General features: G+C 32.9%; 23 protein-coding genes and 6 tRNA genes. 13 read left to right on the top strand and 16 right to left on the bottom strand.

The window, feature by feature from the left end; all coding sequences use genetic code 11:
- Positions 1–38 precede the first annotated feature (38 nt).
- The 10 genes from NH26_RS15770 to NH26_RS15725 form a co-directional block, all read right to left on the bottom strand.
- Complete coding sequence (locus NH26_RS15770) at positions 39–587, bottom strand: RNA polymerase sigma factor (RefSeq protein WP_044229398.1); 549 nt, start codon at positions 585–587, stop codon at positions 39–41.
- Between the two features lie 137 nt (positions 588–724).
- The gene (gene gloA2 / locus NH26_RS15765) at positions 725–1114 is read right to left on the bottom strand and encodes an SMU1112c/YaeR family gloxylase I-like metalloprotein (protein WP_199880245.1); all 390 of its coding nucleotides are present in this window, start codon (positions 1112–1114) and stop codon (positions 725–727) included.
- 64 nt (positions 1115–1178) lie between these two features.
- Positions 1179–1553 carry a hypothetical protein gene (locus NH26_RS15760; RefSeq protein WP_044229395.1) on the bottom strand — a complete coding sequence of 125 codons (375 nt, stop codon included), beginning with the start codon at positions 1551–1553 and terminating at the stop codon, positions 1179–1181.
- A 112-nt stretch (positions 1554–1665) separates the two neighbouring features.
- The gene (locus NH26_RS15755) at positions 1666–2265 is read right to left on the bottom strand and encodes an outer membrane beta-barrel protein (RefSeq protein ID WP_044229392.1); all 600 of its coding nucleotides are present in this window, start codon (positions 2263–2265) and stop codon (positions 1666–1668) included.
- A gap of 145 nt (positions 2266–2410) precedes the next feature.
- A tRNA-Glu gene (locus NH26_RS15750) sits at positions 2411–2482 on the bottom strand.
- Positions 2483–2515: 33 nt separating this feature from the next.
- Positions 2516–2587 (bottom strand) — tRNA-Glu (locus tag NH26_RS15745).
- Between the two features lie 33 nt (positions 2588–2620).
- Positions 2621–2692: transfer RNA gene (locus tag NH26_RS15740), tRNA-Glu, on the bottom strand.
- Positions 2693–2725: 33 nt separating this feature from the next.
- Positions 2726–2797, bottom strand: a tRNA-Glu gene (locus NH26_RS15735).
- Between the two features lie 33 nt (positions 2798–2830).
- Positions 2831–2902 (bottom strand) — tRNA-Glu (locus tag NH26_RS15730).
- 33 nt (positions 2903–2935) lie between these two features.
- A tRNA-Glu gene (locus NH26_RS15725) sits at positions 2936–3007 on the bottom strand.
- 140 nt (positions 3008–3147) lie between these two features.
- Here NH26_RS15725 and NH26_RS15720 point away from each other — a divergent pair.
- The 3 genes from NH26_RS15720 to NH26_RS15710 all read left to right on the top strand — a co-directional run bounded on the left by NH26_RS15720 (position 3148) and on the right by NH26_RS15710 (position 5757).
- Positions 3148–3903, top strand: coding sequence for a TIGR02757 family protein (locus NH26_RS15720; protein ID WP_044228306.1), 756 nt, complete (start codon positions 3148–3150; stop codon positions 3901–3903).
- 154 nt (positions 3904–4057) lie between these two features.
- Positions 4058–4459 (top strand): c-type cytochrome, encoded by a 402-nt coding sequence (locus NH26_RS15715; RefSeq protein WP_044228302.1) that lies wholly within the window; start codon positions 4058–4060, stop codon positions 4457–4459.
- Between the two features lie 131 nt (positions 4460–4590).
- Entirely contained in the window at positions 4591–5757 is a 1167-nt protein-coding gene (locus NH26_RS15710) for an AIR synthase related protein (protein ID WP_044228299.1), read from the top strand.
- Between the two features lie 56 nt (positions 5758–5813).
- Here NH26_RS15710 and rsgA read toward each other — a convergent pair whose 3' ends face one another.
- Together rsgA and NH26_RS25475 are read right to left on the bottom strand one after the other, a co-directional pair.
- On the bottom strand, positions 5814–6878 hold the full coding sequence (gene rsgA, locus NH26_RS15705; RefSeq protein WP_084812204.1) for a ribosome small subunit-dependent GTPase A: 1065 nt from the start codon (positions 6876–6878) through the stop codon (positions 5814–5816).
- A 268-nt stretch (positions 6879–7146) separates the two neighbouring features.
- Complete coding sequence (locus NH26_RS25475; protein ID WP_158021950.1) at positions 7147–7311, bottom strand: DUF5522 domain-containing protein; 165 nt, start codon at positions 7309–7311, stop codon at positions 7147–7149.
- Between the two features lie 591 nt (positions 7312–7902).
- On the opposite strand from NH26_RS25475, the gene NH26_RS15700 reads away from it, so the two are divergent.
- Positions 7903–8235 (top strand): hypothetical protein, encoded by a 333-nt coding sequence (locus NH26_RS15700; protein ID WP_044228296.1) that lies wholly within the window; start codon positions 7903–7905, stop codon positions 8233–8235.
- 145 nt (positions 8236–8380) lie between these two features.
- Here NH26_RS15700 and NH26_RS15695 read toward each other — a convergent pair whose 3' ends face one another.
- The gene (locus tag NH26_RS15695; RefSeq protein ID WP_044228293.1) at positions 8381–9025 is read right to left on the bottom strand and encodes a glucosaminidase domain-containing protein; all 645 of its coding nucleotides are present in this window, start codon (positions 9023–9025) and stop codon (positions 8381–8383) included.
- Positions 9026–9554: 529 nt separating this feature from the next.
- Here NH26_RS15695 and NH26_RS15690 point away from each other — a divergent pair.
- The 4 genes from NH26_RS15690 (at position 9555) to NH26_RS15675 (ending at position 14504) form a co-directional block, all read left to right on the top strand.
- Positions 9555–10469 (top strand): coiled-coil domain-containing protein, encoded by a 915-nt coding sequence (locus NH26_RS15690; RefSeq protein ID WP_044228290.1) that lies wholly within the window; start codon positions 9555–9557, stop codon positions 10467–10469.
- 158 nt (positions 10470–10627) lie between these two features.
- Positions 10628–11422, top strand: coding sequence for a hypothetical protein (locus NH26_RS15685; RefSeq protein ID WP_044228287.1), 795 nt, complete (start codon positions 10628–10630; stop codon positions 11420–11422).
- A gap of 79 nt (positions 11423–11501) precedes the next feature.
- The gene (locus tag NH26_RS15680; protein ID WP_044228285.1) at positions 11502–13037 is read left to right on the top strand and encodes a glycoside hydrolase family 10 protein; all 1536 of its coding nucleotides are present in this window, start codon (positions 11502–11504) and stop codon (positions 13035–13037) included.
- A gap of 30 nt (positions 13038–13067) precedes the next feature.
- A complete protein-coding gene (locus NH26_RS15675; RefSeq protein WP_044228282.1) occupies positions 13068–14504 on the top strand; it encodes an MFS transporter in 1437 nt (478 codons plus the stop codon).
- A 111-nt stretch (positions 14505–14615) separates the two neighbouring features.
- Here the strand turns inward: NH26_RS15675 and NH26_RS15670 are convergent, their stop codons facing one another.
- Positions 14616–15611, bottom strand: a complete 996-nt coding sequence (locus NH26_RS15670) for a hypothetical protein (RefSeq protein ID WP_139263117.1) — start codon at positions 15609–15611, stop codon at positions 14616–14618.
- A 175-nt stretch (positions 15612–15786) separates the two neighbouring features.
- Positions 15787–16830 (bottom strand): hypothetical protein, encoded by a 1044-nt coding sequence (locus tag NH26_RS15665; protein ID WP_044228276.1) that lies wholly within the window; start codon positions 16828–16830, stop codon positions 15787–15789.
- Positions 16831–17120: 290 nt separating this feature from the next.
- Here NH26_RS15665 and NH26_RS15660 point away from each other — a divergent pair, with 290 nt between their 5' ends.
- The 5 genes from NH26_RS15660 (at position 17121) to NH26_RS15640 (ending at position 24291) form a co-directional block, all read left to right on the top strand.
- The gene (locus NH26_RS15660; RefSeq protein WP_044228273.1) at positions 17121–17702 is read left to right on the top strand and encodes an RNA polymerase sigma factor; all 582 of its coding nucleotides are present in this window, start codon (positions 17121–17123) and stop codon (positions 17700–17702) included.
- Positions 17703–17760: 58 nt separating this feature from the next.
- A complete protein-coding gene (locus NH26_RS15655) occupies positions 17761–18711 on the top strand; it encodes a FecR family protein (RefSeq protein ID WP_044228270.1) in 951 nt (316 codons plus the stop codon).
- Entirely contained in the window at positions 18695–21229 is a 2535-nt protein-coding gene (locus NH26_RS15650; protein ID WP_044228267.1) for a TonB-dependent receptor, read from the top strand. The genes NH26_RS15655 and NH26_RS15650 overlap by 17 nt, the downstream gene beginning before the upstream one ends.
- Before the next feature lie 207 nt (positions 21230–21436).
- Positions 21437–21826 (top strand): hypothetical protein, encoded by a 390-nt coding sequence (locus tag NH26_RS15645; RefSeq protein ID WP_044228265.1) that lies wholly within the window; start codon positions 21437–21439, stop codon positions 21824–21826.
- Positions 21827–22119: 293 nt separating this feature from the next.
- The gene (locus NH26_RS15640) at positions 22120–24291 is read left to right on the top strand and encodes a S9 family peptidase (protein WP_044228322.1); all 2172 of its coding nucleotides are present in this window, start codon (positions 22120–22122) and stop codon (positions 24289–24291) included.
- A 209-nt stretch (positions 24292–24500) separates the two neighbouring features.
- Here NH26_RS15640 and NH26_RS15635 read toward each other — a convergent pair whose 3' ends face one another.
- On the bottom strand, positions 24501–25892 hold the full coding sequence (locus tag NH26_RS15635; protein WP_084812202.1) for a TolC family protein: 1392 nt from the start codon (positions 25890–25892) through the stop codon (positions 24501–24503).

Here is a 25892-nt window from a genome sequence, read left to right as displayed (position 1 = left end):
TCAATCAACAACCTTGTTATACCATAATTTCATAACAATTAGTCCTTCATCAATTTAAAGATGCTTTCCAATTGTTCTCTTAGATACAATACGGCATATCGTTTTCTACTAATAAGAGTATTGACAGTAAGTCCCGTAAAACCAGAGATTTGTTTAAAGCTGTAGCCTTCCAATTCGTGCCACTCAAAGACTTCTCTTTGTTCTTTGGGTAATTCTTGTAATCTTAATTGAATCTCTTCCCAAATCATATCTTTCATGATTTGCTCATCGGGCATAGTTTCCAATGAGGGAAGTAAATCCATAAGATTCAAACCGTCTTCTTCTTCATTGATATTTTGATCTTCAATAGAAAGTGGTTTCTTTTTTCTACGGTAATCAACAATCTTATTCTTTGCAACAGTGTAGAGCCAAGAGATTGATTTGCGCAAATCTGAGATCTCATCGAATCCTCCAACAAAACTCAAAAACACATCCTGTGCAATGTCTTCTGCATCTTCCAAAGAGCCAATTTTTCCTTTTATATAATTGGTTAATCGACCTTGCTCTTCTTGGTATGTATTTTCTATATTTTGTTTTTTCCCTGCCATAATTATTGTATCTACTTATTAAGTCGAATAAGGGAGAATTATATTTTAAGAAAAGTGATATTTTTTCAATTTTTATTCAAAAAGTGGATTTATGGGTATATAAAGGCTGTTATTTTATTATTTTTCTTTATAAAAAATTACAACTCATACAGTTCTAATGGTAATTGATCAGGGTCTTCAAAGAATACAAAACGTTTATTAGTGTGAGGGTCAATCATAATTTCTCCCGTTTCTACTCCTTCATCATTCAACTGTTGCTTGGCTTCTTCAATGTTATCTACGGCAAAACATAGATGTCTTAAACCTCTTGCTTCTGGATAAGAAGGACGTTCAGGTGTATTGGGGAAGCTGAAAAGTTCTATCAGGTACTCCCCATGGAATGATAAATCTAACTTATAAGAGTCTCTTTCTTCTCGATAAACTTCTTGAAGTACTTCAAACCCCATCACTTCAGTATAAAACTTCTTAGACCGTTGATAATCATTACAAATAATAGCAATATGATGGAGTCTTCTTAAATTCAGCATTTTTAAATTTATTCAATACAAAAAAAGCACACCCTTGATGAGTGTGCTACGAAATTATTATTTTTTATTTTCCTTTCAGCATTTTTACTTGTTCTTTCAGTAAAGCAATAATCTCTTCTTTGTCTTTCAATTGATTTTGAAGTGATTTGATTTCCGCTTTGAGAAGATCTGTATCTGAAGAGGTTTCTTCTTTCTTTTTTTTCTTCTTTTTGATTTCTACATGGATGTTCTCTGTACCATCTTTGTGTTTTTCTTCATTGATATCTACATCAACTGTTTCAGCTTGTGTTTTTACCTCATCCATTGCGCTTTGTACTGCATCAAATACATTTTTGATGGTACTCTTTACTTTTTCCTTTTGTCCATCGTTGTTCATCCTAGGAAAGACAAAATCGTTTAAGATATCCTCCAATGGATTGTGTGGGTCTTTTTTGCTCATGGTTCAATTAATTTGACATTTAAAAATTACAGAAGAAGAATAGCTTTTAGTGCCATATATTCTTCATTGTATAAGTTAACGAAATTAAATGAAAATGAGTTGTGATTTCCTATTAAAAAGAATATCCTAATCCAAACTTCACACCTCTCTCTGCTAATTTATAATGATATTTTTCAGATGGAATTTCTAACAATGCTCTTACTTTATAATATGGATTAGCAAAGACTGTAATACCATTGTTAAACTGATATTGAGCACCAATGCCAATATATGCTCCAAAACCATTCTGATTCTCCCTGTAATCGCTTGTGTTTAAATCGTAAGAGATAACTGTACCTGCATTAAAGAAAAAGTATTTAAGAAGCTTCAGCCTCACTCCTACAGGAATATCAATTATATTTTCTTTTGATAGGCTATTTACAGGATTACCATTCTCATTAATTACAGATGTTACTAGTGTATGTTCGGAATATTCTATTCCTGCTTCCACATCAATTACTTTCCCTAGTTTTCTTTGATATTGAATTCCTACATTAAAAAAATCTTGTCCATTGTAAGACGCTCCGCCATCCAGACTCTGAAAGTTGGTTTTATCACTACTTCCTAATCCTGAATAAGTCAAAATCAAAGTGTTTTTCTGTAGGTCTTGTGCAAATGATAAACTACAAATACATAGTAAAAGACCGATGAATAGATTTAGTTTTTGTGCCATTGTTTTTAGATTGAATAGTAAAAAATGATGTTGATTTAGCCTATGGGTAAAGGACTAATAAATTGAAAGATTACTTCTAATTGAAGACAACTACAAAAAAACATTGGACAAAAAAAATCCTGTCTCATTACTGAAACAGGATTTGTACTCCGTACGGGATTCGAACCCGTGCTACCAGGATGAAAACCTGGCGTCCTAACCCCTAGACGAACGGAGCGGGGCATTGATTCTGAGTCTCAATTAGACTACGTACTCCGTACGGGATTCGATCCCGTGCTACCAGGATGAAAGCCTGGCGTCCTAACCCCTCGACGAACGGAGCGGGGCATTGATTCTGAGTCTCAATTAGACTACGTACTCCGTACGGGATTCGATCCCGTGCTACCAGGATGAAAGCCTGGCGTCCTAACCCCTCGACGAACGGAGCGGGGCATTGATTCTGAGTCTCAATTAGACTACGTACTCCGTACGGGATTCGATCCCGTGCTACCAGGATGAAAGCCTGGCGTCCTAACCCCTCGACGAACGGAGCGGGGCATTGATTCTGAGTCTCAATTAGACTACGTACTCCGTACGGGATTCGATCCCGTGCTACCAGGATGAAAGCCTGGCGTCCTAACCCCTCGACGAACGGAGCGGGGCATTGATTTTGCGTCTCAATTAGACTGTGTACTCCGTACGGGATTCGAACCCGTGCTACCAGGATGAAAACCTGGCGTCCTAACCCCTAGACGAACGGAGCAAGTGTTTTTTGCGAGTGCAAAGGTAATAGAGTAGTGTCATCTGTCCAAACGATTTTCAAAAAAAAGATGAAATATTACAATCATTAAGAAAAATAGACCGTAGTATTGTATTTTTCAGTTCTTTAAAAAAAAATCAAATATGATCGAATTATTAGAGGCAAGTTATCAAAAATACAATCAACCTAATTTCATCAAAGACGATCCAATTAGCATTCCTCATTCCTTTTCAAAAAAAGAAGATATTGAGATTATGGGATTCTGGGCCAGCATGTTAGCTTGGGGACAACGTAAAACAATCATCAATAAATGCAATGAATTGGTGATGCTAATGGATGGTGCACCTCATGATTTTATCATCAACCATCAAGAGCAAGATTTAGAAAAGTTACTCACATTTAAACATCGAACTTTTAACGATGTGGATACATTATTTTTTATTTCATTTTTTAAGAAACATTATCAACAATATGACTCGTTGGAAGATGCTTTCTTACTAGGTTATTCACAAAATGATGAAAATGTAGAAAATTCTTTGATCGCTTTTCATGATTATTTCTTCGATCAGGAAGATGCTCCCCATCGAACAAAAAAACATATTGCAACTCCTGCTAGAAAATCCGCTTGTAAGCGTTTGAATATGTTTTTGAGGTGGATGGTTAGGAAAGATAATGCAGGTGTAGATTTTGGAATTTGGAATCGGCTTCGTGCAGATCAATTGATTTGTCCATTAGATGTTCATGTAGAAAGAGTAAGTAGAAAATTAAAATTATTAGAGAGAAAACAATCGGATTGGAAAGCAGCAGTAGAATTAACCTCTCAACTTAAGGTAATAGATCCAAAAGACCCTGTTCGATTTGATTTTGCATTGTTTGGACTTGGCTTAGAAAAATTTTAATCTTTACTGTTTCAAGTGACTGAGAAATTCAAGATGTTCAAGTCAAAAAAAATCACGCTCACATAGTCATTCTATTGAGATAAATCACCAAATTGAATATTAGAAAGGATTACCTTTGTTAAACAAACGTAGAAAACACACTTAAGCATCAAATATGAAACTAAAATATTTACTTCTCAGCTTTCCGATTATCGCACTACTTTCTTTTACTATCAATGAAAATGATCCATTTAAAGAAAGCATTAGCCGCGGTCAAGGAATCTACATGGTCAATTGTATGCATTGTCATTTACAAGATGGACAAGGTGTAGAACCAACAGTACCTCCTTTAGCAGGTGTAAAATATTTAGTAGAAAATAAACATCAAGCAATACGACAAGTGTTGCATGGGTTAGAAAAACCTATTACCATAAATGGAGTCACTTATGAAGGAAATATGCCTGAACAAGCTGCTTTAACAGATCAGGAAGCCGCAGATGTTTTGAATTACATTAGAAATTCTTGGGGAAATAAAGCCCCTATGATTGGTGCTCATGAGGTAGCTATGGAAAGATAATTAATAGTTTAATAGAATTTTACAGCATAAATATTTAATAATAACCTAAATCAATTATTTTTGCAGCATCAGTTCATAGCGAATGATATCACTATGGACTTTTCATTTTCATTCCAACCATATCGAATCTCATGCAAGAGCGATACGCACAACGAGGAGTTTCTGCCTCAAAAGAAGATATCCATAACGCCATTAAGCGTTTGGACAAAGGATTATTTCCAAAAGCATTTTGTAAAATTGTTCCGGATATTCTTACAGGTGACGACGAGTACTGTGCAATTATGCATGCCGACGGCGCTGGTACCAAATCATCTTTAGCATATTTATACTGGAAAGAAACAGGCGACATGTCTGTTTGGAGAGGTATTGCTCAAGATGCCATCATAATGAACACAGATGACCTTCTTTGTGTTGGTGCAACAGGTAACACATTGTTATCCTCTACTATTGGTAGAAACAAAAACCTTATTCCAGGTGAAGTTATTTCTGAATTGATTAACGGTACTGAAGAAGTTCTTCAGATGTTAAGAGACAACGGATTTGAAATTCACTCTACTGGTGGAGAAACTGCTGATGTAGGAGATTTAGTAAGAACTGTAATTGTTGACTCTACTGTAACTACTCGTATGAGAAGAGACGAAGTAATTGACAACAGTAACATTCAAGCTGGCGATGTAATTGTTGGTTTAGCTTCTTACGGTCAGGCTACTTACGAAACAGAGTACAATGGTGGTATGGGTTCTAACGGACTTACTTCTGCTCGTCATGATGTTTTTGCTAAGTATTTAGCTGAAAAATACCCTGAAAGCTTCGACCCACAAGTTCCGAATGACTTAATTTATTCTGGTACACAAAAGTTAACTGACGCAATTGCTGACTTAACTCTTGATGCTGGTAAGTTGGTTCTATCTCCAACAAGAACATATGCTCCAATCATTAAAAAAGTATTGGATGAGCTTCGCCCTGAAATTCACGGTATGGTTCACTGTTCTGGTGGTGCACAAACTAAAGTTTTACACTTCGTGGATAATGTTCATGTAGTTAAAGACAATTTATTTGCTGTTCCTCCATTGTTCGAAATGATCCACAAGAATAGTGGAACAGATTGGAAAGAAATGTATAAAGTATTTAACATGGGCCATCGTATGGAAATCTATGTTGATCCTAAACATGCTCAGACCATTATTGATATTTCTAAATCTTTCAATGTAGATGCACAGATCATTGGTCGTGTTGAAGCGAAAGAAGAAGGAAAATCTTTAGACATACATTCAGAGTTTGGTAAGTTCTCTTACTAATCAAATTATCTGATAAAAACAGAGAGGCAGTCATTTTACGATGACTGCCTCTTTTTTTATCTATTTTTTAGTCGTTTGACATCTTTGATCACTCGAGCCAAGTCTTTCCCTTTCTTTCGACGTTCTGCAACTGTTGATTCGAAATGAGCTTGTTCTCTTCCTAACCTCAAATAATTTTGATAAGCCTCTTCTGAGATCTCCTCATTATTTACTGCCTCAATTACTGCACAACCTTTTTCATGCACGTGAGTACAATTTGAAAAACGACAATCTTCTGCTATATCTTCGATATATGCATAAGTTGTACTTAACCCATCGTTATCAGACACCATTCCTACTTCTCTTGTTCCTGGGTTATCTATCAGAATACCACCAGAAGGCAAGACATGAAGTGAACGTGAGGTGGTTGTATGCTTCCCTCTATCGTTCCCATCACCAATAGCTCCTGTAGCTAGTAATTGATCATCAAAAAGAACATTAATGAGACTAGATTTACCTACACCTGACGAGCCTAAGAAACAATAGGTTTTGGCTTCCTCAATTGTATCTTTCAATTTAGACATCCCTTCGGTTGAGGTGGCCGATGTACAAATCAGATCCATCCCGAATAATCTGTTTTCTATTTCAAACTTCATTTCTTCCAAGCGATCTTCAGAAATCAAGTCTACTTTATTCAATATAAATACGGGATGAATACCTGCATCATAGCAAAGCGTCATATAACGCTCCATACGATTCAAATTAAAGTCACGGTTTACAGCTTCCACAATAAATGCGGTATCAATATTTGAAGCAATGTATTGTACTTCAGCATCTCTACCTACTGCTTGGCGTGTAAGTGCACGTTCTCTATGCACTACTTCGTGAACTAATGCTTTATCTTCATCAAAAATTTGCATTCTTACCCAGTCTCCAACTACGGGAAAACTACTTCTATCTGTAGCTGTAAATCTTAACTGACCAGTAATTTCTGCTGAAAAAGACCCTAGTTCATTTTGAACAACATAACGTTCTTTATGCTCTTCGATAACTCTACCAAAGTCATTTTCATTAAATTCTTGATAATTATTTAATATACTTTTTGGAAAGCCTAAAGCGGCGTTAGAAATTTTATTTTCCAATTTTGTCTTTGTTTAAATGTATGATTTTTTGAAAACTCTCAACACATCAGCTTTTAAAAAGTCGAAATGGAAAGTTAGGATACAATAAACCGACAGGTACTTCTTTAGTACCTTAACAAAGGTGTATTAAAATGGAAATCGCACCTGTCGGTCTATGCCGAGATAGGGTGCACTATAGGTAATGTATGTGTCATAAGTTGCAAATATGGAATGATTTAATTTTGATTACAACTTTCTCATTATGAAAAGATTACTCTATTCATATTTATTAAATAATGGAAATACGCTTTTTATTTTTTTTAAATCCCCATGGGCAGTGTTTACATTGATTTTTACAACAATGTCCTCTTTTTAGATGATAGGCTTTTGTAAAAACATAGAGACCATTTTCTATGTAGTAGTCTTCTCCTTCTTTCAGCTTCTGATCACTCATTATTTTAAAAAATATTTACCTCTTCAAAAAAAGAGATTTGATAGGCACGGACTTTCAATATACTAGAAAGAATTTGAAATACCATAAATCACTAATTAACTTTTTGTTAATATAATTCTGATTTAATCAAGTTAATCTACTTTATATTTTACCATTATTAATTAAAACGGAATTATATTTTGATTAATAAGATATAAATCGTAAATTAATGTTAAGCAGATGATCGAAATATCATTTACTTTTAAGCATAATTTTGGTCAATTGCTACCGTGCACCGCACATCAAGTATAATTTTTTATTTGGTTATACGTGCATACTCTAGACGGGAGATTGTACGTTTTTTACATCCTTCTATATGTTTATTGAAATCACAGACCACGCTTTTAGTGCGATGTCCAAGAGATGTCGTCATTGGAGAAAGAAAGATTATCTAAACATCGTTTACCAAGCATATAAATCAGAATGCTATGGTAGTCATTGCAAAAGGGACAAACGAAAGTATAAGTCCTTTATCTTTATCTTCGAGGATACCCGTCTTATAACAGTGTATCGTTCTCGAAAAAAATCTAAAAACTACATAAACAGAGCCTCATGAAGCATTTTGTAAAACCAAAAGTGACTGCATCTGCCCTAGGAAATGATTATGAGTTCAATGTTAACATTAGAGCGAACTCAGAATTTGAATTAGGCGTCTGTGCTCAGCTGATTGAAAGAATGAAAGACATTCTGATCGACAACGAAATCCAAAGAAGGGGATTAAAGGAGTTGTATAAGTTTGCTGACAAAGAAGACGAGGAGCAGTTTTACGAAATTCTCCGCCAAAGTATTTGGGAAGAACTTTTAGCACAAGGAGATGTAGTGAGAGATTTAGGCCGAAGTGGCCTTAGAGCTATGGATGGGGAAATACGTCAGATGATAAAATGATGCACCCCTTTTTTAATATCCAATTTTAGGATATCATTCAATTGAATTAATTTAGAAACCTTTATAATGAAAAAGACCCCGTTCAAGAACGGGGTCTTCCTATGTAAAAGGCTTTGCCTTTAAATGCCAAGAAATAAGTTAGATTCTAGTAACCTGATGGCATACAGAATCTAATATGTTGTGCTTCTACACTACTAACCGAAGCTACTTGTTGAAGTTCCTCAGATCTTCTAGCAATTGCCTCTTCTTCGCGTAATTCATCAACCACTGGAGCAACAAAGCGATCCATAACTGATGACACTAATTGTAAATACTTAGGATTGGTTGCGTAACCTCCATTCGATATAGCTTGTATTTGCTCATTTGCATCGAATGTGTCGAATAAACCATTGTTTCTATAAGTATGGTAACTAGTTAGCACTTTACAGTAGTCCTCTACAGCTTGTTCCAAAGATGAATATATTCTATATCTACGGAATCTTTGTTCTCCATTATCATAAACTAATTTACTTCTAGATGGATTTGATGAAGCAATGTTGAATATTCTGAAATCTTTTCTCAGGTTCCAACCTTGTTCAGCAATTGCTTGAGAGATGGCTACTTTGGTATTAATTCCATATTTTCTACAGATTGGATCGAAAGACTTATACAATAAACGTATGTAATTCTCTCTTTTAATTTGATCCGTATCTTTTACACTTACAATTGAATTATTAGAAGAAGCAAAAGCTAATTCAAGGTTTCCAAAGGGTAATGCTAGTATGGAAATAATAATTAAAAACTTTCTCATTAAAAGTTTATTTCGTGAAAACATCAAGTGTCCGTCTGACGCTTGTGCTGATTATCAGCGATTTACAGATTGAATTTTTGTTTTTCAAAATGCCGATTGCAAATATAAAATAGACATCTGTAATAAAAAAATTTTTACTCTATTTTTTCAACAACCGCCATTTGTGAATATACTAACAAAAAATATAACTATTCATAGATAACACCGTAAACGACCATCGTTTTTTTAATAAATAACAGAATTCATATCATTTTATGATGATGATATTTTTATCCCTCATTTAATTTCATTAACTTTTATTTAATATATAACGTAAGTTATTTTCCATTTTCAGCTAAAAAATGTGAAATAATTCAACTAGTAAAAAACCATCACATGGATGGCTTCCCAAAATAATTCATTTACTGTATTGTTTTTCAGTTCAATTCCTTTTGAAATGGGAAGAAATTCAATAATTTGTAAGTAGTAAACCCACAGTCCTTACTCAGATTTTAATGCTCTTTTACTATTCATATACTTTTATAAATAAATGAGAAACAATACTACCGATTTCAAAAAAGAACTATTGCAACAAAAAAGCTGGATCAGAATGGGTATCGCAGGCATTGTACTTTGTGGTGCAATGGTTACTTATGCTGTTTTTAGCGGAACCGACGGTAGTAAGCAACAAAGAATGCGTATCAATGAACTTGAAAAAAGAAATGCGCAAGTAGAAGCAGAAGGAAATGCATATCTATCCAAAATCAAACATCAAAACGATAGAATTTTAGATTTAAAAGATGATATCCTGAGACTTGAGAAAAAATTGAATGTAAAAGAAGCTGAACTTACCACACACGACCAAACTTTAGACATGAAACAAGGTTCAATAAGATCTCTTGAATCACGCATTTCTGAATTGAAAGACGACAAGTACAGGATGCAAAGGAATATTGATGAAAATAATCGTGTCATTCAAGATATGAGTCAGCGATCTAAAGAACAAAACGAACTCTTAAAGCAAACACAAGAGCAATTAAAAGACGTGCAGGAGCAATTACAAAGTATACAAGGCAAACACCTTCAGGCATTAAAAGAACAGAAAATGGCTGAACAGTCAGAACAATCTACACAAGAGGCCCTCCGTAATCAAAAAACATTGTATTCTAATCTTATGCAGGAATTAGCCACCACTAGAGCTAATTTGAATATAGCAACTTTACAAGCCAATGATAAAGATTTACAATTACAATTAGCTCAACAAAAAGAACTTCAAAAACAACAATTACAATACAAAGAAAAAGAACTACAGACGCAAGCCAATACAGATTTATATAAATTGATATCTGTTACTAGTATTGTCTTAGTTATCGCCTTAATAATTTTTGTTGTATTTGCATTACAAAAATCAGATAATGATTTCCTCCTATTTAATCGATCTCAAAGAAAAGATGAGGTAACTTAAACAGATATTTCCTATCTTGATAGATATTATCTATTAGATAATAAGTATAACCAGTGGAAAAAGATCTAAACTAATTTTTAAAAGATATTTTACATTTAATTGCAGATAGCGGATCTACTAAAACAGATTGGACATTAATTTCTCCAACTGATAAGAAAGTGATCTTCACTCTTACCTCTTCGGGATATAATCCGTTCTTTTGGTCGGAACAAGACCTTTTAACTTCATTCATACAAGATGAAGAACAAATTGCTCCATTTATTAAAAACTCTGACCTACAACTATTTTTTTATGGTGCAGGTTTAGGAAGCGAAGAAAACAAAGAAATTATTTTATCTGCTCTAAAAAAGGTTTTCTATGCTAAAAGTATCTTTGTAGAGGATGATTTGTTTGGTGCTGCTCGTGGTTTACTACAATCACACAGAGGTATTGCTTGTATTTTAGGCACTGGAGCAAATTCGGGTTACTATACAGGTAAAAAGTTAGCGAATAGACCTGTTTCTTTAGGTTATCTATTAAGCGATTTTGGCAGTGGGGCAACCATTGGCTTAGCTTTTCTGAAATTACTCCTTACCAATAAGTTAAATATTACTACTGTAGATTCTTTTATCGAAGAATTTGATTACAGTACAGAGTATATATTAAAAAGATTATACAAAGAAGAACGTCCTAATGCTTTTTGTGCTTCATTTGCTCCTTTCATTATCAAAAGTTTCTCTTTAGATGATGCAATAAAACAGATGTTAGAAGAACAGATGAGTTTGTTTGTAGATTATTATGTACTTCCATTTGTTAGATCGAAAAAAGAATTAATCTGTATTACAGGTAGCATTGCCCATCATTTTAATGATTTTATTGAAGAGGCATTCAAAAAGTTTGAATTACAGGCACCTACAATAGTAAAATCTCCTTCACAAGGATTAATTGATTATCACATGGAAAAAAACAACTGATTTATAACCTCATTCCACTAACTTTACCATATCATGTAAATTGACATGAATTACTTTTTAAACTAAAATAGCATTCCCCATGCGTGGTTATTGTATATTAATACTATTCCTATCCCTAATTTTTGATACTTCCATTAATGCTCAAAAAAGAGAATTAAGAGCCGTTTGGATTGCCACTGTAAATAATATTGATTTCCCTGCCAACAGTTCTATGAACGTAAACGATATGAAGGCAGATTATATCAGATATTTAGACAAAATCAGAACTTCAGGACTCAATACCGTTATCGTACAAGTAAGACCTGTTGCCGACACATTCTATCCTTCAGGATATGAACCTTGGAGTAGATATTTAACAGGTGAACAAGGAAAAAGCCCTCAACCATACTTCAATCCATTACAATTTATGATTGATGCTGCTCATGAAAGAGACTTAGATTTTCATGCTTGGTTTAATCCATACAGAGCAACAATGAATGCTGATACTACTCTATTATCTGAAAAACACCCCTTCTATGAACACAGAGAATGGTTTGTTAAATATGGTAACAAATATATGTACAACCCTGGTGAGCCAGAAGCTAGAGAGTATGTATTAGATGCTATTATGGAGGTGGTCAGACATTATGATTTAGATGCTGTTCATTTCGATGATTATTTTTATCCTTATAAAGTACAAGGAGAAGTTTTTCCTGATTCAATTACTTACCAAGAGCATAACCCCAATAAAATAGAGACTATTGAAGATTGGAGAAGAGAAAATGTAGATTATTTTGTAGAAACATTATCCAAGAGAATTAAAGAAGAAAGACCTGATGTTCAATTCGGGATTAGTCCATTTGGAGTTTGGAGAAATTCAGATGTTGACCCTACTGGCTCCAAAACTAAAGCTGGAATTACAAATTATGACGACCTCTATGCTGATGTGGTAAAGTGGATGAAACGAGGATGGCTTGATTATGTAATCCCTCAAGTCTATTGGCACAGGAAATTAGGTGCTGCCCCTTATGAAGAAGTGGTTAAATGGTGGAATAACAATTCTTATGGCACTACTTTATATATTGGACATGCTCTTTATAAAATCAATAAATGGGAAGCCTCTGATGAGATTGCAGCACAATTAGATATTAATAAGAAATACTCCAATGTTTCTGGAAGTGCCTTTTTTAGTGCAAAATATCTTTTTGAGAACCCTAAAAATATTGTTCAAACGCTACAAAGAAATTATCCTTTTTATGCCCTCCCTCCTTCTAGTTTAAAAATGGATCAAACTCCTCCTTCGAAAGTACGCATTAGTCAAACCGAAGGAGATTTTCACAAAGGAGTCAAAATAAATTGGGAAGACAACACCTCTAACAGTAACGCTAAAAAATACATTATTTATCGCTACGAAGATTTTGGTTATGGAGTATTAGATGGTCAGTTTATCTATAAAATCGTCGATAAATCGCCTTATGCTTCACAAGAATTTATTGATCAAAACATTGAAAAAGGAAAAAAATATACTTACCTCGTTACTGCATTAAGTAGTAATAAGATCGAAAGTAATAGAAGTAATGCCATTACAGTTAAAGTAGGAGGATTTTTCAGTAATAAAGTTAAAGTCGTTCATTAATCTCTTATTTCACTTTTCGTTGCACATCACATGAATAAAAATAAAACCCCATGGACCTGGCTTCCTTCTCTCTATTTTATTGAAGGATTACCTTATACTATCGTGATGATAGTATCTGTGATCATGTATAAAAACTTAAACGTTCCCAACTCAGAAATTGCCTTATATACTTCTTGGTTGTATTTACCATGGGTGATTAAGCCATTCTGGAGTCCTGTTATTGATGCTTTGAAAACTAAAAAGTGGTGGATATTTACCATGCAATTAATAATAGGTGGTGGTTTTGCAGCTGTATCACTCACTTTACCAATGAGTGAATTTTTTCAATATTCTTTAGCCGCACTTTGGTTAGTTGCCTTTACTTCTGCTACCAATGATATAGCCACAGACGGGTTTTATATGATTGCTCTAAAAGAGGATGAACAATCTCTTTTTGTAGGAATTAGAAGTATTTTTTATCGTATTGCCATGTGGACTGGACAAGGTGCTATTGTTGTATTAAGTGGATGGCTCTTCGAGTATTACGGTGATTATAAAATGGCATGGGGTAATATCTTTTTAGGTTTAGGTATTGGTATGGTTCTTTTTTCTATATATCATAAATGGATCTTACCTAATGTTGAAGTATCCCGATCACCAGAAGAAATAAAAAAAGGAATAAAAGAAGGCAGCTTAATGATGCTCATTTTAGCTTTCATCGCCTTATTAGGGATAAGTATCAATTATTATTTTGAGATCGCTTACCCTACCGTAACATTTCTACTTCTTGGTTTGATAGCTATTGTTTTTTTAGTCGTTAAATTCAAAAAGTCAACTATTGATCACCAACAAACTAAACAATCACCACTTCAAACCTTTTTTAATAAGAAAGGCTTAGCAAGTATGGTCGGTTTCATTTTGCTTTATCGACTTGGAGAGGCTCAATTAGTAAAAATTGCCTATCCTTTTCTCTTAGAAGAAAGAAATAATGGAGGAATTGGGTTAGACAACGAAATGCTCGGTTTTTTATATGGTAGTATTGGTTTAGGATGTTTAGTGATTGGAGGAGTTTTAGGTGGTATAGCGATATATAAAAAAGGATTAAAATTTTGGCTTATTCCTATGCTTTTATCTATTAACCTTCCTAATCTAGGTTATTGGCTTTTGGCAAGTTTCCAACCTGAAAATACCTTTGCTGTAGGTACTGTTATTGCCATCGAACAATTCTTTTATGGCTTTGGTTTCACTGCATTAATGATGTACATGCTCTATATTTCTCAAGGAGAATATAAAACTGCTCATTACGCAATTTGCACTGGGTTTATGGCTTTAGGAATGATGATTCCTGGTATGGTAAGTGGATTTATTCAAGAATTAATAGGTTACTCTAATTTCTTTTTTATTGTTGTTCTATCTGGAGTTCCTGGATTAATTTGGGCATTCAAATTAAATATTGATCCGGAATTTGGGATTAAAAAGGAAGAATAAAATCACCAAAAATGCTATTAACAAAAAGAGGTGGTCTCATCGTTAAATGAGACCACCTCTTTTTGTTTGGATGAGATGAAGAAAAAACTCATCTAGTGATTATATCAATAATTAATTCTTTCTACGTGCTTTAAAACCACCTTTTACTCCGATAAAACCATAATAGTCATATGCTTCAGATAAATCCACTTCTTGAACCTCTCCATCTTCTGAAGTGATAGTAATTAAATAATCACACTCTCCATTACCATAGTCTACTGTGATTGTATTCTCCCCTCTTGTTATTACTTCAACTCCTTGCAATGCTACAAAAACAGGACGATCGTCTGAACATTTAGGTGTAAAAATCAAAGGTGATGTAATTTCTGATGAAAACCCTTGACGAACACCTGTTGTAGACACTGTTAGTGTTCCGGTTATTGTTCTAGATCCTCCAGCAATTTCTTCTTGTAATGCTCTTGTAATGGTTTCTGTATAAGCAGCTGTTTCTTCATCTGCAGGATGATCAATTGTAAGATTAGTTGACTTAGTGATTGTTCCTGAACTAACTTTTGGTTTCTTACCTTCTTCAACCGCTTCTTCAAAAACAATATCAGTACCTACCGTAGAAGAAGTACCATTTACTGTATTACTATTTCTAGTAAAATTTTCAAAAGTTGTATTATGAGACATACTTGACTCTCCAAAAGTATGTACTCCTGTTACTATCCCGCTAATAGTTTCTCCTTCACGGTTTTCACACAAACCATTAGAAAAGTCCATTACTACTGTTTTAGTTCCATTCTCGTCTGTTACTGTGATATCAGCACAGTCAGCATGATGACGAGCAAAGAAGCGTCTAGTACCAGGTCTAAACGGTCTTCTTCTTTCATCATCATCGCTTTCTGTTGTTCTAAATGATGAAGACGATGAAGCAGTACTAGATTCCATCATATCTTCAGATATATTGTTGGTGTAATCTTGAGCCTCCAAAGCAGATTGAATTAAGTCCGTACTTTCAGCATCAAGAGTTGAACTTAAAGAGTCTGCATCGTTATTTAAAGAATCACAAGACATTGCAGATATAGCTAAGACTGAAGTGATAAGAGCAATTTTTTTAAATTTCATAACTTTAGTTTTTTGAATAATGATTATAATTCTATTATCGAATCCCGGTTTCAATTCAATAAAGGGTATTGCTCTACTTTTGTACTCAAAAAAAAATCACTTTTTTTAATAAAAATAAAAAAACAGCTTTCTTGATATCAAGAAAGCTGTTTTCATAATAAAAAATGATTACTATTTATTGAGGTACTACCGTACCTTTAATCACGATATCATCAATATCCAGATTATTATTCCATAATCTTATAACACCAATTTGTCCTTCAAAGTCTTTTTTAGCTGTAAAAAACAAGTAATGATTAAACCACTCTTTACTATTTAATTTTGAAGCATCACTATCTTTTGAAGCGATGACAGCATTTTTATCTTCTATATCAATAAGTTTTATCAACCTTTTAAATTTACCTCTTGTTTTAACGGTAACAGTATAACTCTCTCCTTCTTTAAATGAAAAAATCGTATTCAGAAAAACCATAGTATTTGCCGATTCCTTTGTATCCTCCATTTCTAAGGTCAAATAATTATTTCCGTATTGTTCATTCAAAAGTAATTCTCTTTTCAATTGATTTTGTTGAAAAGGCACTACTTTAAATAATGTATTGACCTTATCTTGATTTATATTATTAAAATCAGTTTGATAAATCACATAAGGTAAATCTTGTCCTGTTGCTCTTCTTCTATTTTCTGTAGAAGTGACTTTAATATCATCGATATCTAATGCCCCATTCCAACTTCTTAAAACACCTACAAAACCAATAAAATCTTCAAAAGGAGTGTATTCTAATGTATGTTCATGCCATTTCTCTGCAAGAACTTTACTATTTGAAACATTGTAGTTTCCTCCTTTAGCAATTGCTCTATTGGAGGACTTATTAATTATTCTTATACCTCTTTCAAAAGTGCCTCTTGTTCTTAAAGTAATTGTGTAAACTTTACCTCTAGCAAAGCTTATTTCATTGGCACATGTAATTAAGGTGTTATAAGGTTTGCTTGTATCAGCATTAGGAATATCAAATGTCAAATAATTAGTACCATACTCTTTATTGATGGTTACTGTTCTTAAAGCCTCTTCATTTTTAAAAGACTTTATTTTAATTTTTTCCATTCTCAATAAATCGTCTCCTTGTTTGTACTCCTCAAAATTATTTTCATAAATAATATCTTGAGCTAATAAACATCTAGTGAGAATAAATAGGCAAATAAATGGGAATAATGGTTTCATTTCATTGTTTGTAAAAGCTTAAAAAATCAAATCATGTCGCATGATTAATAGTTAATCACCAATATTATCCATTAAAAATGCAATTTTACTCCTCATTTTATTCATAAACTAAATCAAAATTACCCTCACCTAAAAAACACATTGAAGTTTTCTTTAATTCATCTATTTACTAATGCTGTTTTCAGCATCTTGTTTAAAATTTGATAAAAAAAATATTTATTAGTTTTGGATTCAAATATTGATTTTAGTAGGTTGAAAGACATCTACAATAAACAGATCATAATTTTTTAATGGAGCAAAAACACTGGAAAGCTTTAAAAGAAAATGACGATGCAAATGCATTGAAATATTTCTACGATCAATACATTAAACTTCTTTATAAATATGGTTACCATTTTTGTCAAGATGCTGCTCTTGTAGAAGATTGTGTCCAGGATTTATATCTAAGACTTTGGGAAAAAAGACGAAGTTTAGGCGAGACCGATAATGTAAAACTTTATCTAATGGTTTCTCTTAAAAGAAGTATTTTCGAAAAACTCAAAAAAAATAATAAAGTCACTTCAGATGATCAAATTGAAGATACTTTCGATGTTTCTTTTACAATGGAAGAATCCATCATCCATTCTGAAACAGATAAAATAAATAAAGACAAACTATTAAAAACATTAGCATCCCTTTCAGGAAGGCAAAAAGAGGTGATCTATCTAAGATTTTATAATGGTTTCACTCCTGAAGAAGTGAGTGAAGTTATGAATATTAGCAATCAGTCTGTAAGGAATTTACAAGCTTCTGCCTTAAAAAAAATGAGAAATAATATGGGTGATGGACTTAATTTATTACTTATCGGATTCCTCATTGAAAATTTTCAATAAAAATACAGTACAAACCTCATTCTGTTCACTTTACTGAATATACCTAGAAGAAATAAAGATGTCGTCAATAGATAAATACATAGAAAATAAAGATTTTGTTAATTGGGCGTTAGGTGATAGTTCCTATGATGAACAATGGCAGCAATATCTTGTACAGCATCCAGAAGAAAAAGATGATGTAGAAGAGGCGAAAGCTTTTATTCAAAAAACTCAAATTAAAGAACCTTATTTTTCAGTTCAAAGAGAAAAGGAAATTTGGGATCAAATCTCATCTAATATAGTTCCGTCAAAAACAGTAAAGGAAGTAAAATTGCCTTGGGTAAAATATGCTGCGGCTATGATTGCTTTGGGATTAATGATTGGATTCTATTACTACAACTTTGTTCCATCAAACCATGTAGAAATGGCACATCAAGGTTTTACAAAGGATGTACAACTGCCTGATGGATCAAAAGTAGCTTTAAATGCAGGGACTTCCATTTCGTATAATAAAGATGAGTTTACGGATGAAAGACGTATTGAATTAAATGGAGAAGCATTTTTTGATGTAAAAAAAGGGTCTTTATTTCAGGTTCAATCTGCAAAAGGTAACGTTACTGTTTTAGGTACTAGCTTTAATATTTTTGCTCGCAAAGATTCTTGGGTGATAGAATGCTTCTCTGGAAAAGTTCTTGTGGAAGACCGAAAAGGAAAAACTGTGACTTTAACTAAAGGCGAAGGTGTAAAATATGCCAAAGGAGAATTTATTATTTTAGATACTTTTGGAGACACTCCTTCTTGGCAAGAAGGTATTTTTACTTATAAAAATGAATCTTTGGAACAAGTTTTTCAGGAGGTACAAAGACAATTTAATGTTCGTATTATTTATCAAAATAAAGAAATACAACATTTGAGATTTACCGGTACCATTACAAATAAATCTTTATCGACTACTATGAAAGTTATTTCCAAAACAATGGGTATAAACTTCGAAATTAAAAAGAATCAAGAGGTTGAAGTATCTATGTAGTTACTTTTTATTTATCACTTCTCTGCTTTTCAATTTAAATCTAACCGCACAAGAAGTCACTTTTTCTGCTCAATATAATGAGGAGGCGGTAGAACATGTTTTTAAAGAAATAGAAAATACATTTAAAGTCTATATTTCATATCATGAAAAGACCTTAAATAATCAAACAGTTACTGCAACAATAGAAAATGCAGATTTATATACTTCACTTACTCAAATACTTGCAGGTTCACCTTTTACTTTTGAAGAGGTTGAAGATCAATTTATTGTAATTAAAGTTAAAGTATATGCTACAATCAATTTAGAAGGTCTTGTCTTAGACGAAACGGATACTCCTATGCCCTACGCTTTTATTAAAGTCAAAAATAATGGGTTAGCAACAGACCAAAATGGACAATTCAAATTAGCTTTTTTTGAAAATGATAGTTTATCATTTTCTTATCTAGGTTACGACACACAGACCTTAAGTATACAACAAGTCATTGATAAAAATGGGAAAATAAAACTGCAAAGGAATACGCAAGAATTACCAGAATTGGTGTATAAAAAACAACTGACTGAAGTAGCCCAACTAAACCAAGCGTCTGGTATGGGCAAAGAAGTGAAGAATTCAGGTATTGGTAACTTATCTAATGCAGATCAAGAAAATTTATATTACGCTGTTAAGCTATTACCTAGTGTGAGCAACACAGGCTTTTCATCGGCTCTAGAAGTTCGTGGTGGAGAAGCAGACCAAAACCTCACTTTGGTCGATAAATTCCCAATGTATCAATTAGACCATTATTTTGGTTTAGAAAATGTAATCAACCCAGATATCACCCAATCTGCCACCTTTTATGCTGGAGGATTTGATAGTCAATATGGTGCTAGAATTTCTAGTATTTTAGATGTAAAATTAAAAGATCCTCCATTAAATTATGCTGAAGGGAATGTTGGTATCAGCTTACTCGGGTATAAAGGATATTTATCTGTTCCTTTAATAAAAGGAAAATTGGCTGTACTAGGGTCCTACCGAAAATATCATGGGGCAATAGAAAAATATCTTTATGATAGAGCAAAATCAACCGATATTGAAAGTGCAGATTACAATCCAAATCAATTAGCACTGTATCAACAACAGATTTCTCCTGAGATTGATTATCATGACGCAAATGCTAAAATGATATATAAAATGAGTGAGTATGACCAATTATCGTTTAGTTTTCTCAATTCTAGAGATAATTATTATACATCTTACGATCTCGTTCCTAAGCGTTTTCAGCGTCTTAAATTTACCAATTCTGATGAGCGTTCTTGGGAAAATAATGCTTTTACTTTTGAGTGGTTGAAAGAAAAAGGAAATTTAAAATCTAGAGTATATACCTCCTACTCCGAAAACAAAAGGTATAGAAACAAAATTTTTCATGTAAGAGATAGTACTAAGGTACGTCCACAAAAGAAAACATGGGAAACTAAGCAGACCTTGCAAGACTTTAGTGTACATTCAGATCAAACTTTAATTTTTGATAAAGGTGTTCTAGACTTTGGTGCAATTTATTCATCATATAACGTAACAAAAAGTATAAAACCTCAATCTTATTTTTCTAATAATATTGATAGTATTACTCAATCTCATCAGGTAGCATTATATTCTCAATATACCTTTCAAAAAAATCGATTTTCATTAACTGCAGGAGGTCGGTTGTGGTATTATCACCCTACTTCAAAACCGTATGTAGCCCCTAGAATATTAGGAGAACTTGCCTTAGATTCTGAATATAAATATGCGTTTACTTTCTCAATGGGTAGATATTACCAATTCATAAGAGAATTATCTGATGAATTAACCTATGACAGCTATTGGATCATTTCTGATGGTGATAAAATCCCTGTTATTAGTGCCAATCATTATATTGGTGGTTTTAAAGCAAACCATAATCAACATTCTTTAAATGTAGAAACCTATTTAAAAACTAGCGATGGAGAAATGTCTGATTTAGCTTTTAGAAACCCCGTGTTTTTCAAAGATTATGTAGGAACTGGTAAAAGTTATGGGATTGACTTTATCTATGAATTCAATCATCAAAATTGGTACAATTATATAAGCTATGGCTTTAATCAGAACATCAAAACATTTACAGCCGAAAAGAACGAAAAGAAGAAAACACAACTTGTACAACTAGCTTCTGTCTATTCAAAAAAAAGGTGGAAAGTAGGGTTGACGTGGATTCTTAAAGATGTGAATTATGATCTATCAAATTTGACTAACAGTTCTTCTCCTAACACTGAAAACCCTTCTAACTATTCTCCTTATATAGTACCATTGTATCATAGATTGGATTTTACATCACAATATAATTTCAAAATTGGCAGACGTTCGAAAGGAGAAATTGTACTTACAGTATATGATGTGTACAATCAAAAAAATACAGAAGAAAGACAAATTACTAATTTAGGTACTAATAGTTTGGAATTTATACTCACTGATGTATCTCAGCTTGGAATTTTACCTAATCTATCCTTCAACCTTATCTTTTAATTATTTTAAGGATTGTTATTTAATAAAACATTACGATTTATTTGCAAATGTTTACACAACTGCTAATTTTGCATACATACCTAGCAAACGTGTTACATAATTACCTAATACCTATTCATCTATAAATCTAATAACAAACTGGTTTATTCTGATAACACAATTGAAATTCAATAGTATTCACTACTTATCATTTTTTTAAATTTAAATATGAAAAATTCTGGCAATCTATATCCGAAGAATTCACGTCAAGCTGAACTTAACCGAAAGAAACAAACTTTATTCGAACAAGGTTGGAATGAATCTCCAGACCTTTACATCGAGAGACTAAAAAAGATGTTAGAAGACAGTCAGCGTTACATTGACAAATTGCACAAAACCGTTTATGATAAAAATAAGAAAATGGATGATATGCAAAATCACATCTATTTCTTAGAAGATGAACTATATCATTTACAACAACCTCATGAAAATTTCAATAATGAAGTGGAACAAAATTCTATGTTTGAAATGCATAAAAATGAGGAATATACGAATGATAAAGTAGAAATGATACCTAATGATAATTCTCAAAATGACAATAGAGATTTAGCTTATTAATATAATAATTTGATGTGTTGGCTACCAAAAGAATTAAATTTCCAATTCAATATTTATAACACCAATTTATAGAAATATCATTCTTCTGTAATCATTGAAAAACTTACTTTTGACATATCAAGAGTAAGTTTTTTTTCATTAAAAAAATGATACTTTGTATAAAAATAGATGTTATGTAATTAGAAGAAATCATATATATATTGACTCAAGAGTTAGATTCTATTTCATGGATCAATGATTTTTACTTAATTGTGAAAAATTTAAACTTTCATAAGAATTCAATTAACACTGGAATGAAGAAAACTACAATGCTAATGAGTTTACTGATGACGTTATTGTGCATCAGTTCATTTGCTCAAACAAAAAATATTACTCTAGAAAACATTTGGTCAGAATATAAATTCTATCCTAATTCTGTCAATTCTGTTCGATGGATGAATGATGGAGGATTTTATTCAAGCCTGAAAAAAAATCAAATCATTAAAAATAATGTAGCCACAGGCGAAGCTGTAGCAACAATTATTGATGGAAATGATTTAGATATTAAAATTGCTGGATACTCTTTCTCTGCAGATGAATCTCAAGTTTTATTAATGACAGAAAGAGAAGCCATTTATAGAAGGTCTTTCAAAGCTGAATATTTTATTTATAATTTTGGCTCTAAAAAACTAACCAAACTTTCTGATAACGGAAAACAATCGTATGCTACTTTATCACCTGATGGTAAAAAAGTTGCTTTTGTTAGAGAGAATAACCTTTTCGTTGTGGACTTAGCTTCTATGAAAGAAACTCAGTTAACGAAAGATGGTAAGTTTAACCATATTATCAACGGTTCTGCTGATTGGGTTTATGAAGAAGAATTTTCTATGGCAAAAGCATTTGCATGGTCTCCGGATAGCGAAAAAATTGCATATCAAACTTTTGATGAAACTGAAGTACCTGAATACAATATGCAATATTGGGGTCAGCTTTACCCTGTAGATTACAGATTTAAATACCCTAAAGCAGGCGAGAAAAACTCTATCGTTTCTGTATCTGTAGTGAATTTAACATCAGGTAAGCATCAAAAAATGGATATCGGAAAAGAAACTGATATCTATATTCCTAGGATTCAATGGACACAAGATGCTAGTATCTTATCCATGATTAGAATGAATCGTCTTCAAAATAAATTAGAAGTACTTCATGCTAGTGCATTAACTGGAAGTAGTGAAGTAATTCTTTCTGAGGAAGCAAAAACTTATGTTGACCTTGATTATAATGATGATTTAACGTACTTAAAAGATGGTAAACATTTTATTTATACTTCTGAACAAGATGGGTTCAAGCATATCTACCTTTATGATATCAATGGCAAATTAGTTCGTCAGATTACAAATGGTGATTGGGAAGTGACTTCTATTGTTGGTATCAATGAAAACATCAAAAAGCCTGTTATTTATTATATCTCGAACGAGGAGAATGATTTAGACCGCGATTTCTATGCTATCGATTTGTATGGAAAGAAAAAAGTGCGTTTAAGTACGAAGGCTGGACAAACCTTGGTAAATATGAGTCATGATTTCAGCTATTATATTGCTGTTCACTCTAATGCCAATGAAGTTTCTACCACTTCTTTATTCAAGACAAAGAAAAATCAATTGGTAAAAGTATTGGTTGATAACGCTAACTTCTCAAAAACTATTGAAGAGTATGGTTTTGTCAACAAAGAATTATTCACGTTCAAAACGGAAGATGATATTGAATTATATGGCTATATGCTAAAGCCAGCCAATTTTGATGCTTCTAAAAAATACCCTGTACTCATGTTCCAATATTCAGGACCTGGCTCTAATCAAGTCGCTAATTCATGGGGAGGAAGCAATTATGCATGGCATCAAATGTTGACTCAGAAAGGATATATTGTTTGTGTGGTAGATCCTAGAGGTACAGGTTCTAGAGGTAGAGACTTTAAACATGTTACTTACAAACAATTGGGTAAATATGAAGCGATCGATCAAATTGCAACAGCAAAATGGTTAGGAGAGCAAAATTATGTTGATGCAGGAAGAATTGGTATTTGGGGATGGAGTTTTGGTGGCTACATGTCATCTCTTTGTTTATTTACAGGTGCTGATTACTTTAAAATGGCTATTGCTGTTGCTCCTGTAACAAATTGGAGATATTATGATACTATTTACACGGAGCGTTTCCAAGCGTTACCTCAAGATAATGCATCTGGATATGATGATAATTCACCGATACATCATGTAGATAAATTGAAAGGTAAATTCTTCTTAGTTCATGGTACTGGTGATGATAATGTTCATGTTCAAAATTCATTTGATTTATCATCAGCATTAATCAATGCAAACAAGCAATTTAGAGAATTCTACTACCCAAATAGAAACCACGGTATCTATGGAGGTAACACTAGATTGCACTTGTATACACAAATGACAGAATTTGTAGAAAATAATCTATAATATTTTATCCAATTGGATACACAATAAAAACCACCTTATAAAGTGATTATGAAACTTTAAAAGGTGGTTTTTGTTATTAAGGAGATCAATCGAATTTCAATTCATTTCCTTGCTATAATTATGTCACTCTATTTAAGAGATAAGTAGTAGTATGTATCAACATCATTATTACGAACACAAGTTCACCGAAAAATAACTTTGAACTTATTTTATAAGTAGTCTCCACCTAAAGCCATATAAAGATTAATTCTCTGGGCTATTTTCTCATATTTTAAATTCAATTGGTTTGTGGATTCATCAATTAATTGTAGCTGCTTTTGAAGCAACGTATACATATTTTCATTACCTACTTGATATTGCTTTTCAGACAATTCGTAAGTTCTTTGTAAATTTTCTAATGCTATATTTGATTGTTCAAAACGTCCTTCTACAGCTTGAACACCATTTAAACTAGTCTCTACTTCGCTCAACGCATTTAAATAGGATTTAGCATAGTACAAAACAGCCTGTTTTTGTTGCTCATTTTGGATAGCAATATTTGCTTTAATTGCCCCACCTGTGAAAATTGGTGTTACCAAACTACCTCCTAGAGTAAAAATAGGATTAGACAAATGCCACATTCCTTGTAAAGTCTGATTTACTCCACCAAAAGAAGTATTTAAACTTACAGATGGCCATCTTGAGGCTTTTGCTACTTCTTTATCATAAAAGGCTTTTGCTACAGCATATTGAGAAATCATGATTTCAGGACGGTTTTCTAATAAACTCATAGGAAACTCCTCGGGCAACTCAGTAGAAAGATCCATTAATGATTCTTCTATTGCCAATTCTCCTTTTGGATAACGTCCCATTAATAACTCAATAGAGCGTTTCACATCCAATTCCATTTGATCTAAGATCACCAAAGATTCTTTGTACTTGGCAATCTGAGCATCCATTTGTAGTACATCAGATTCCTTTGCTACGCCAACTTTTAATCGAGCCTTATTAAATTCTGACATCGATTCCGTCGTTTCGATAGCATCATTTAATAACTCTTTTTGTTCGACTATATAGATCGAAGTATAATATGCTCTGGCAATAGAAGCAGATAAAACTTGTTTCAGTTTCTTTTGTGCATATTCAGCAGAATAAATCATTGTTTCAGCAGATTTATTACCATAACGTAGTTTACCCCAAAGATCTATTTCCCAAGATGCATTGACTATTCCATACGCTGGTCCAGCTGAATTTTGAACAGGTAAGTACCCTGCTGATCCTCCTGCACCTACTTGAGGTTTCATTCTTGATTTAGCAAGTTTTAAACCTTGGTTGGCTTGTTCAATTCTAGAAGATGCAATCTGAACATCGGCATTGTATTGATAAGCTTCTTCGATAAGTGCATCGATATTTTGAGTCTCCCATTCTTTTACCCAATCTAAATTCATTTTTTGGGTAGAATCCATGTCTTGAAATACCCAATCATCAGGTATTCTCATGTTATCTAGGGCTGTATTATCTTCTCTAATCTCTTCTTGATTAGGTGCCTCTTTCAAGTTTAAGCAACTCGTAAAAGTAAAGACACTCACCAAAAAGAAACTGAATATGGTTTTCTTTTTCAT

The organism is Flammeovirga pacifica (genome assembly GCF_000807855.2).
GTDB lineage: Bacteria > Bacteroidota > Bacteroidia > Cytophagales > Flammeovirgaceae > Flammeovirga > Flammeovirga pacifica.
Note: the sequence above shows the minus strand (reverse complement) of the source record. Positions and strands in the feature narration are given on the sequence as shown.

What these genes read in the sequence shown, in the direction of transcription:
- NH26_RS15680 (WP_044228285.1), top strand. Translation starts at nt 11,502, where the DNA reads ATGCGTGGTTATTGTATATTAATACTATTCCTATCCCTAATTTTTGAT.
- NH26_RS15720 (WP_044228306.1), top strand. Translation starts at nt 3,148, where the DNA reads ATGATCGAATTATTAGAGGCAAGTTATCAAAAATACAATCAACCTAAT.
- NH26_RS15660 (WP_044228273.1), top strand. Translation starts at nt 17,121, where the DNA reads ATGGAGCAAAAACACTGGAAAGCTTTAAAAGAAAATGACGATGCAAAT.
- NH26_RS15695 (WP_044228293.1), bottom strand. Translation starts at nt 9,025, where the DNA reads ATGAGAAAGTTTTTAATTATTATTTCCATACTAGCATTACCCTTTGGA.
- NH26_RS15635 (WP_084812202.1), bottom strand. Translation starts at nt 25,892, where the DNA reads ATGAAAAAGAAAACCATATTCAGTTTCTTTTTGGTGAGTGTCTTTACT.
- NH26_RS15655 (WP_044228270.1), top strand. Translation starts at nt 17,761, where the DNA reads ATGTCGTCAATAGATAAATACATAGAAAATAAAGATTTTGTTAATTGG.
- NH26_RS15710 (WP_044228299.1), top strand. Translation starts at nt 4,591, where the DNA reads ATGCAAGAGCGATACGCACAACGAGGAGTTTCTGCCTCAAAAGAAGAT.
- NH26_RS15715 (WP_044228302.1), top strand. Translation starts at nt 4,058, where the DNA reads ATGAAACTAAAATATTTACTTCTCAGCTTTCCGATTATCGCACTACTT.
- NH26_RS15665 (WP_044228276.1), bottom strand. Translation starts at nt 16,830, where the DNA reads ATGAAACCATTATTCCCATTTATTTGCCTATTTATTCTCACTAGATGT.
- NH26_RS15700 (WP_044228296.1), top strand. Translation starts at nt 7,903, where the DNA reads ATGAAGCATTTTGTAAAACCAAAAGTGACTGCATCTGCCCTAGGAAAT.
- NH26_RS15640 (WP_044228322.1), top strand. Translation starts at nt 22,120, where the DNA reads ATGAAGAAAACTACAATGCTAATGAGTTTACTGATGACGTTATTGTGC.
- NH26_RS25475 (WP_158021950.1), bottom strand. Translation starts at nt 7,311, where the DNA reads ATGAGTGATCAGAAGCTGAAAGAAGGAGAAGACTACTACATAGAAAAT.
- NH26_RS15770 (WP_044229398.1), bottom strand. Translation starts at nt 587, where the DNA reads ATGGCAGGGAAAAAACAAAATATAGAAAATACATACCAAGAAGAGCAA.
- NH26_RS15675 (WP_044228282.1), top strand. Translation starts at nt 13,068, where the DNA reads ATGAATAAAAATAAAACCCCATGGACCTGGCTTCCTTCTCTCTATTTT.
- NH26_RS15760 (WP_044229395.1), bottom strand. Translation starts at nt 1,553, where the DNA reads ATGAGCAAAAAAGACCCACACAATCCATTGGAGGATATCTTAAACGAT.
- NH26_RS15690 (WP_044228290.1), top strand. Translation starts at nt 9,555, where the DNA reads ATGAGAAACAATACTACCGATTTCAAAAAAGAACTATTGCAACAAAAA.
- gloA2 (WP_199880245.1), bottom strand. Translation starts at nt 1,114, where the DNA reads ATGCTGAATTTAAGAAGACTCCATCATATTGCTATTATTTGTAATGAT.
- NH26_RS15755 (WP_044229392.1), bottom strand. Translation starts at nt 2,265, where the DNA reads ATGGCACAAAAACTAAATCTATTCATCGGTCTTTTACTATGTATTTGT.
- NH26_RS15670 (WP_139263117.1), bottom strand. Translation starts at nt 15,611, where the DNA reads ATGAAATTTAAAAAAATTGCTCTTATCACTTCAGTCTTAGCTATATCT.
- NH26_RS15645 (WP_044228265.1), top strand. Translation starts at nt 21,437, where the DNA reads ATGAAAAATTCTGGCAATCTATATCCGAAGAATTCACGTCAAGCTGAA.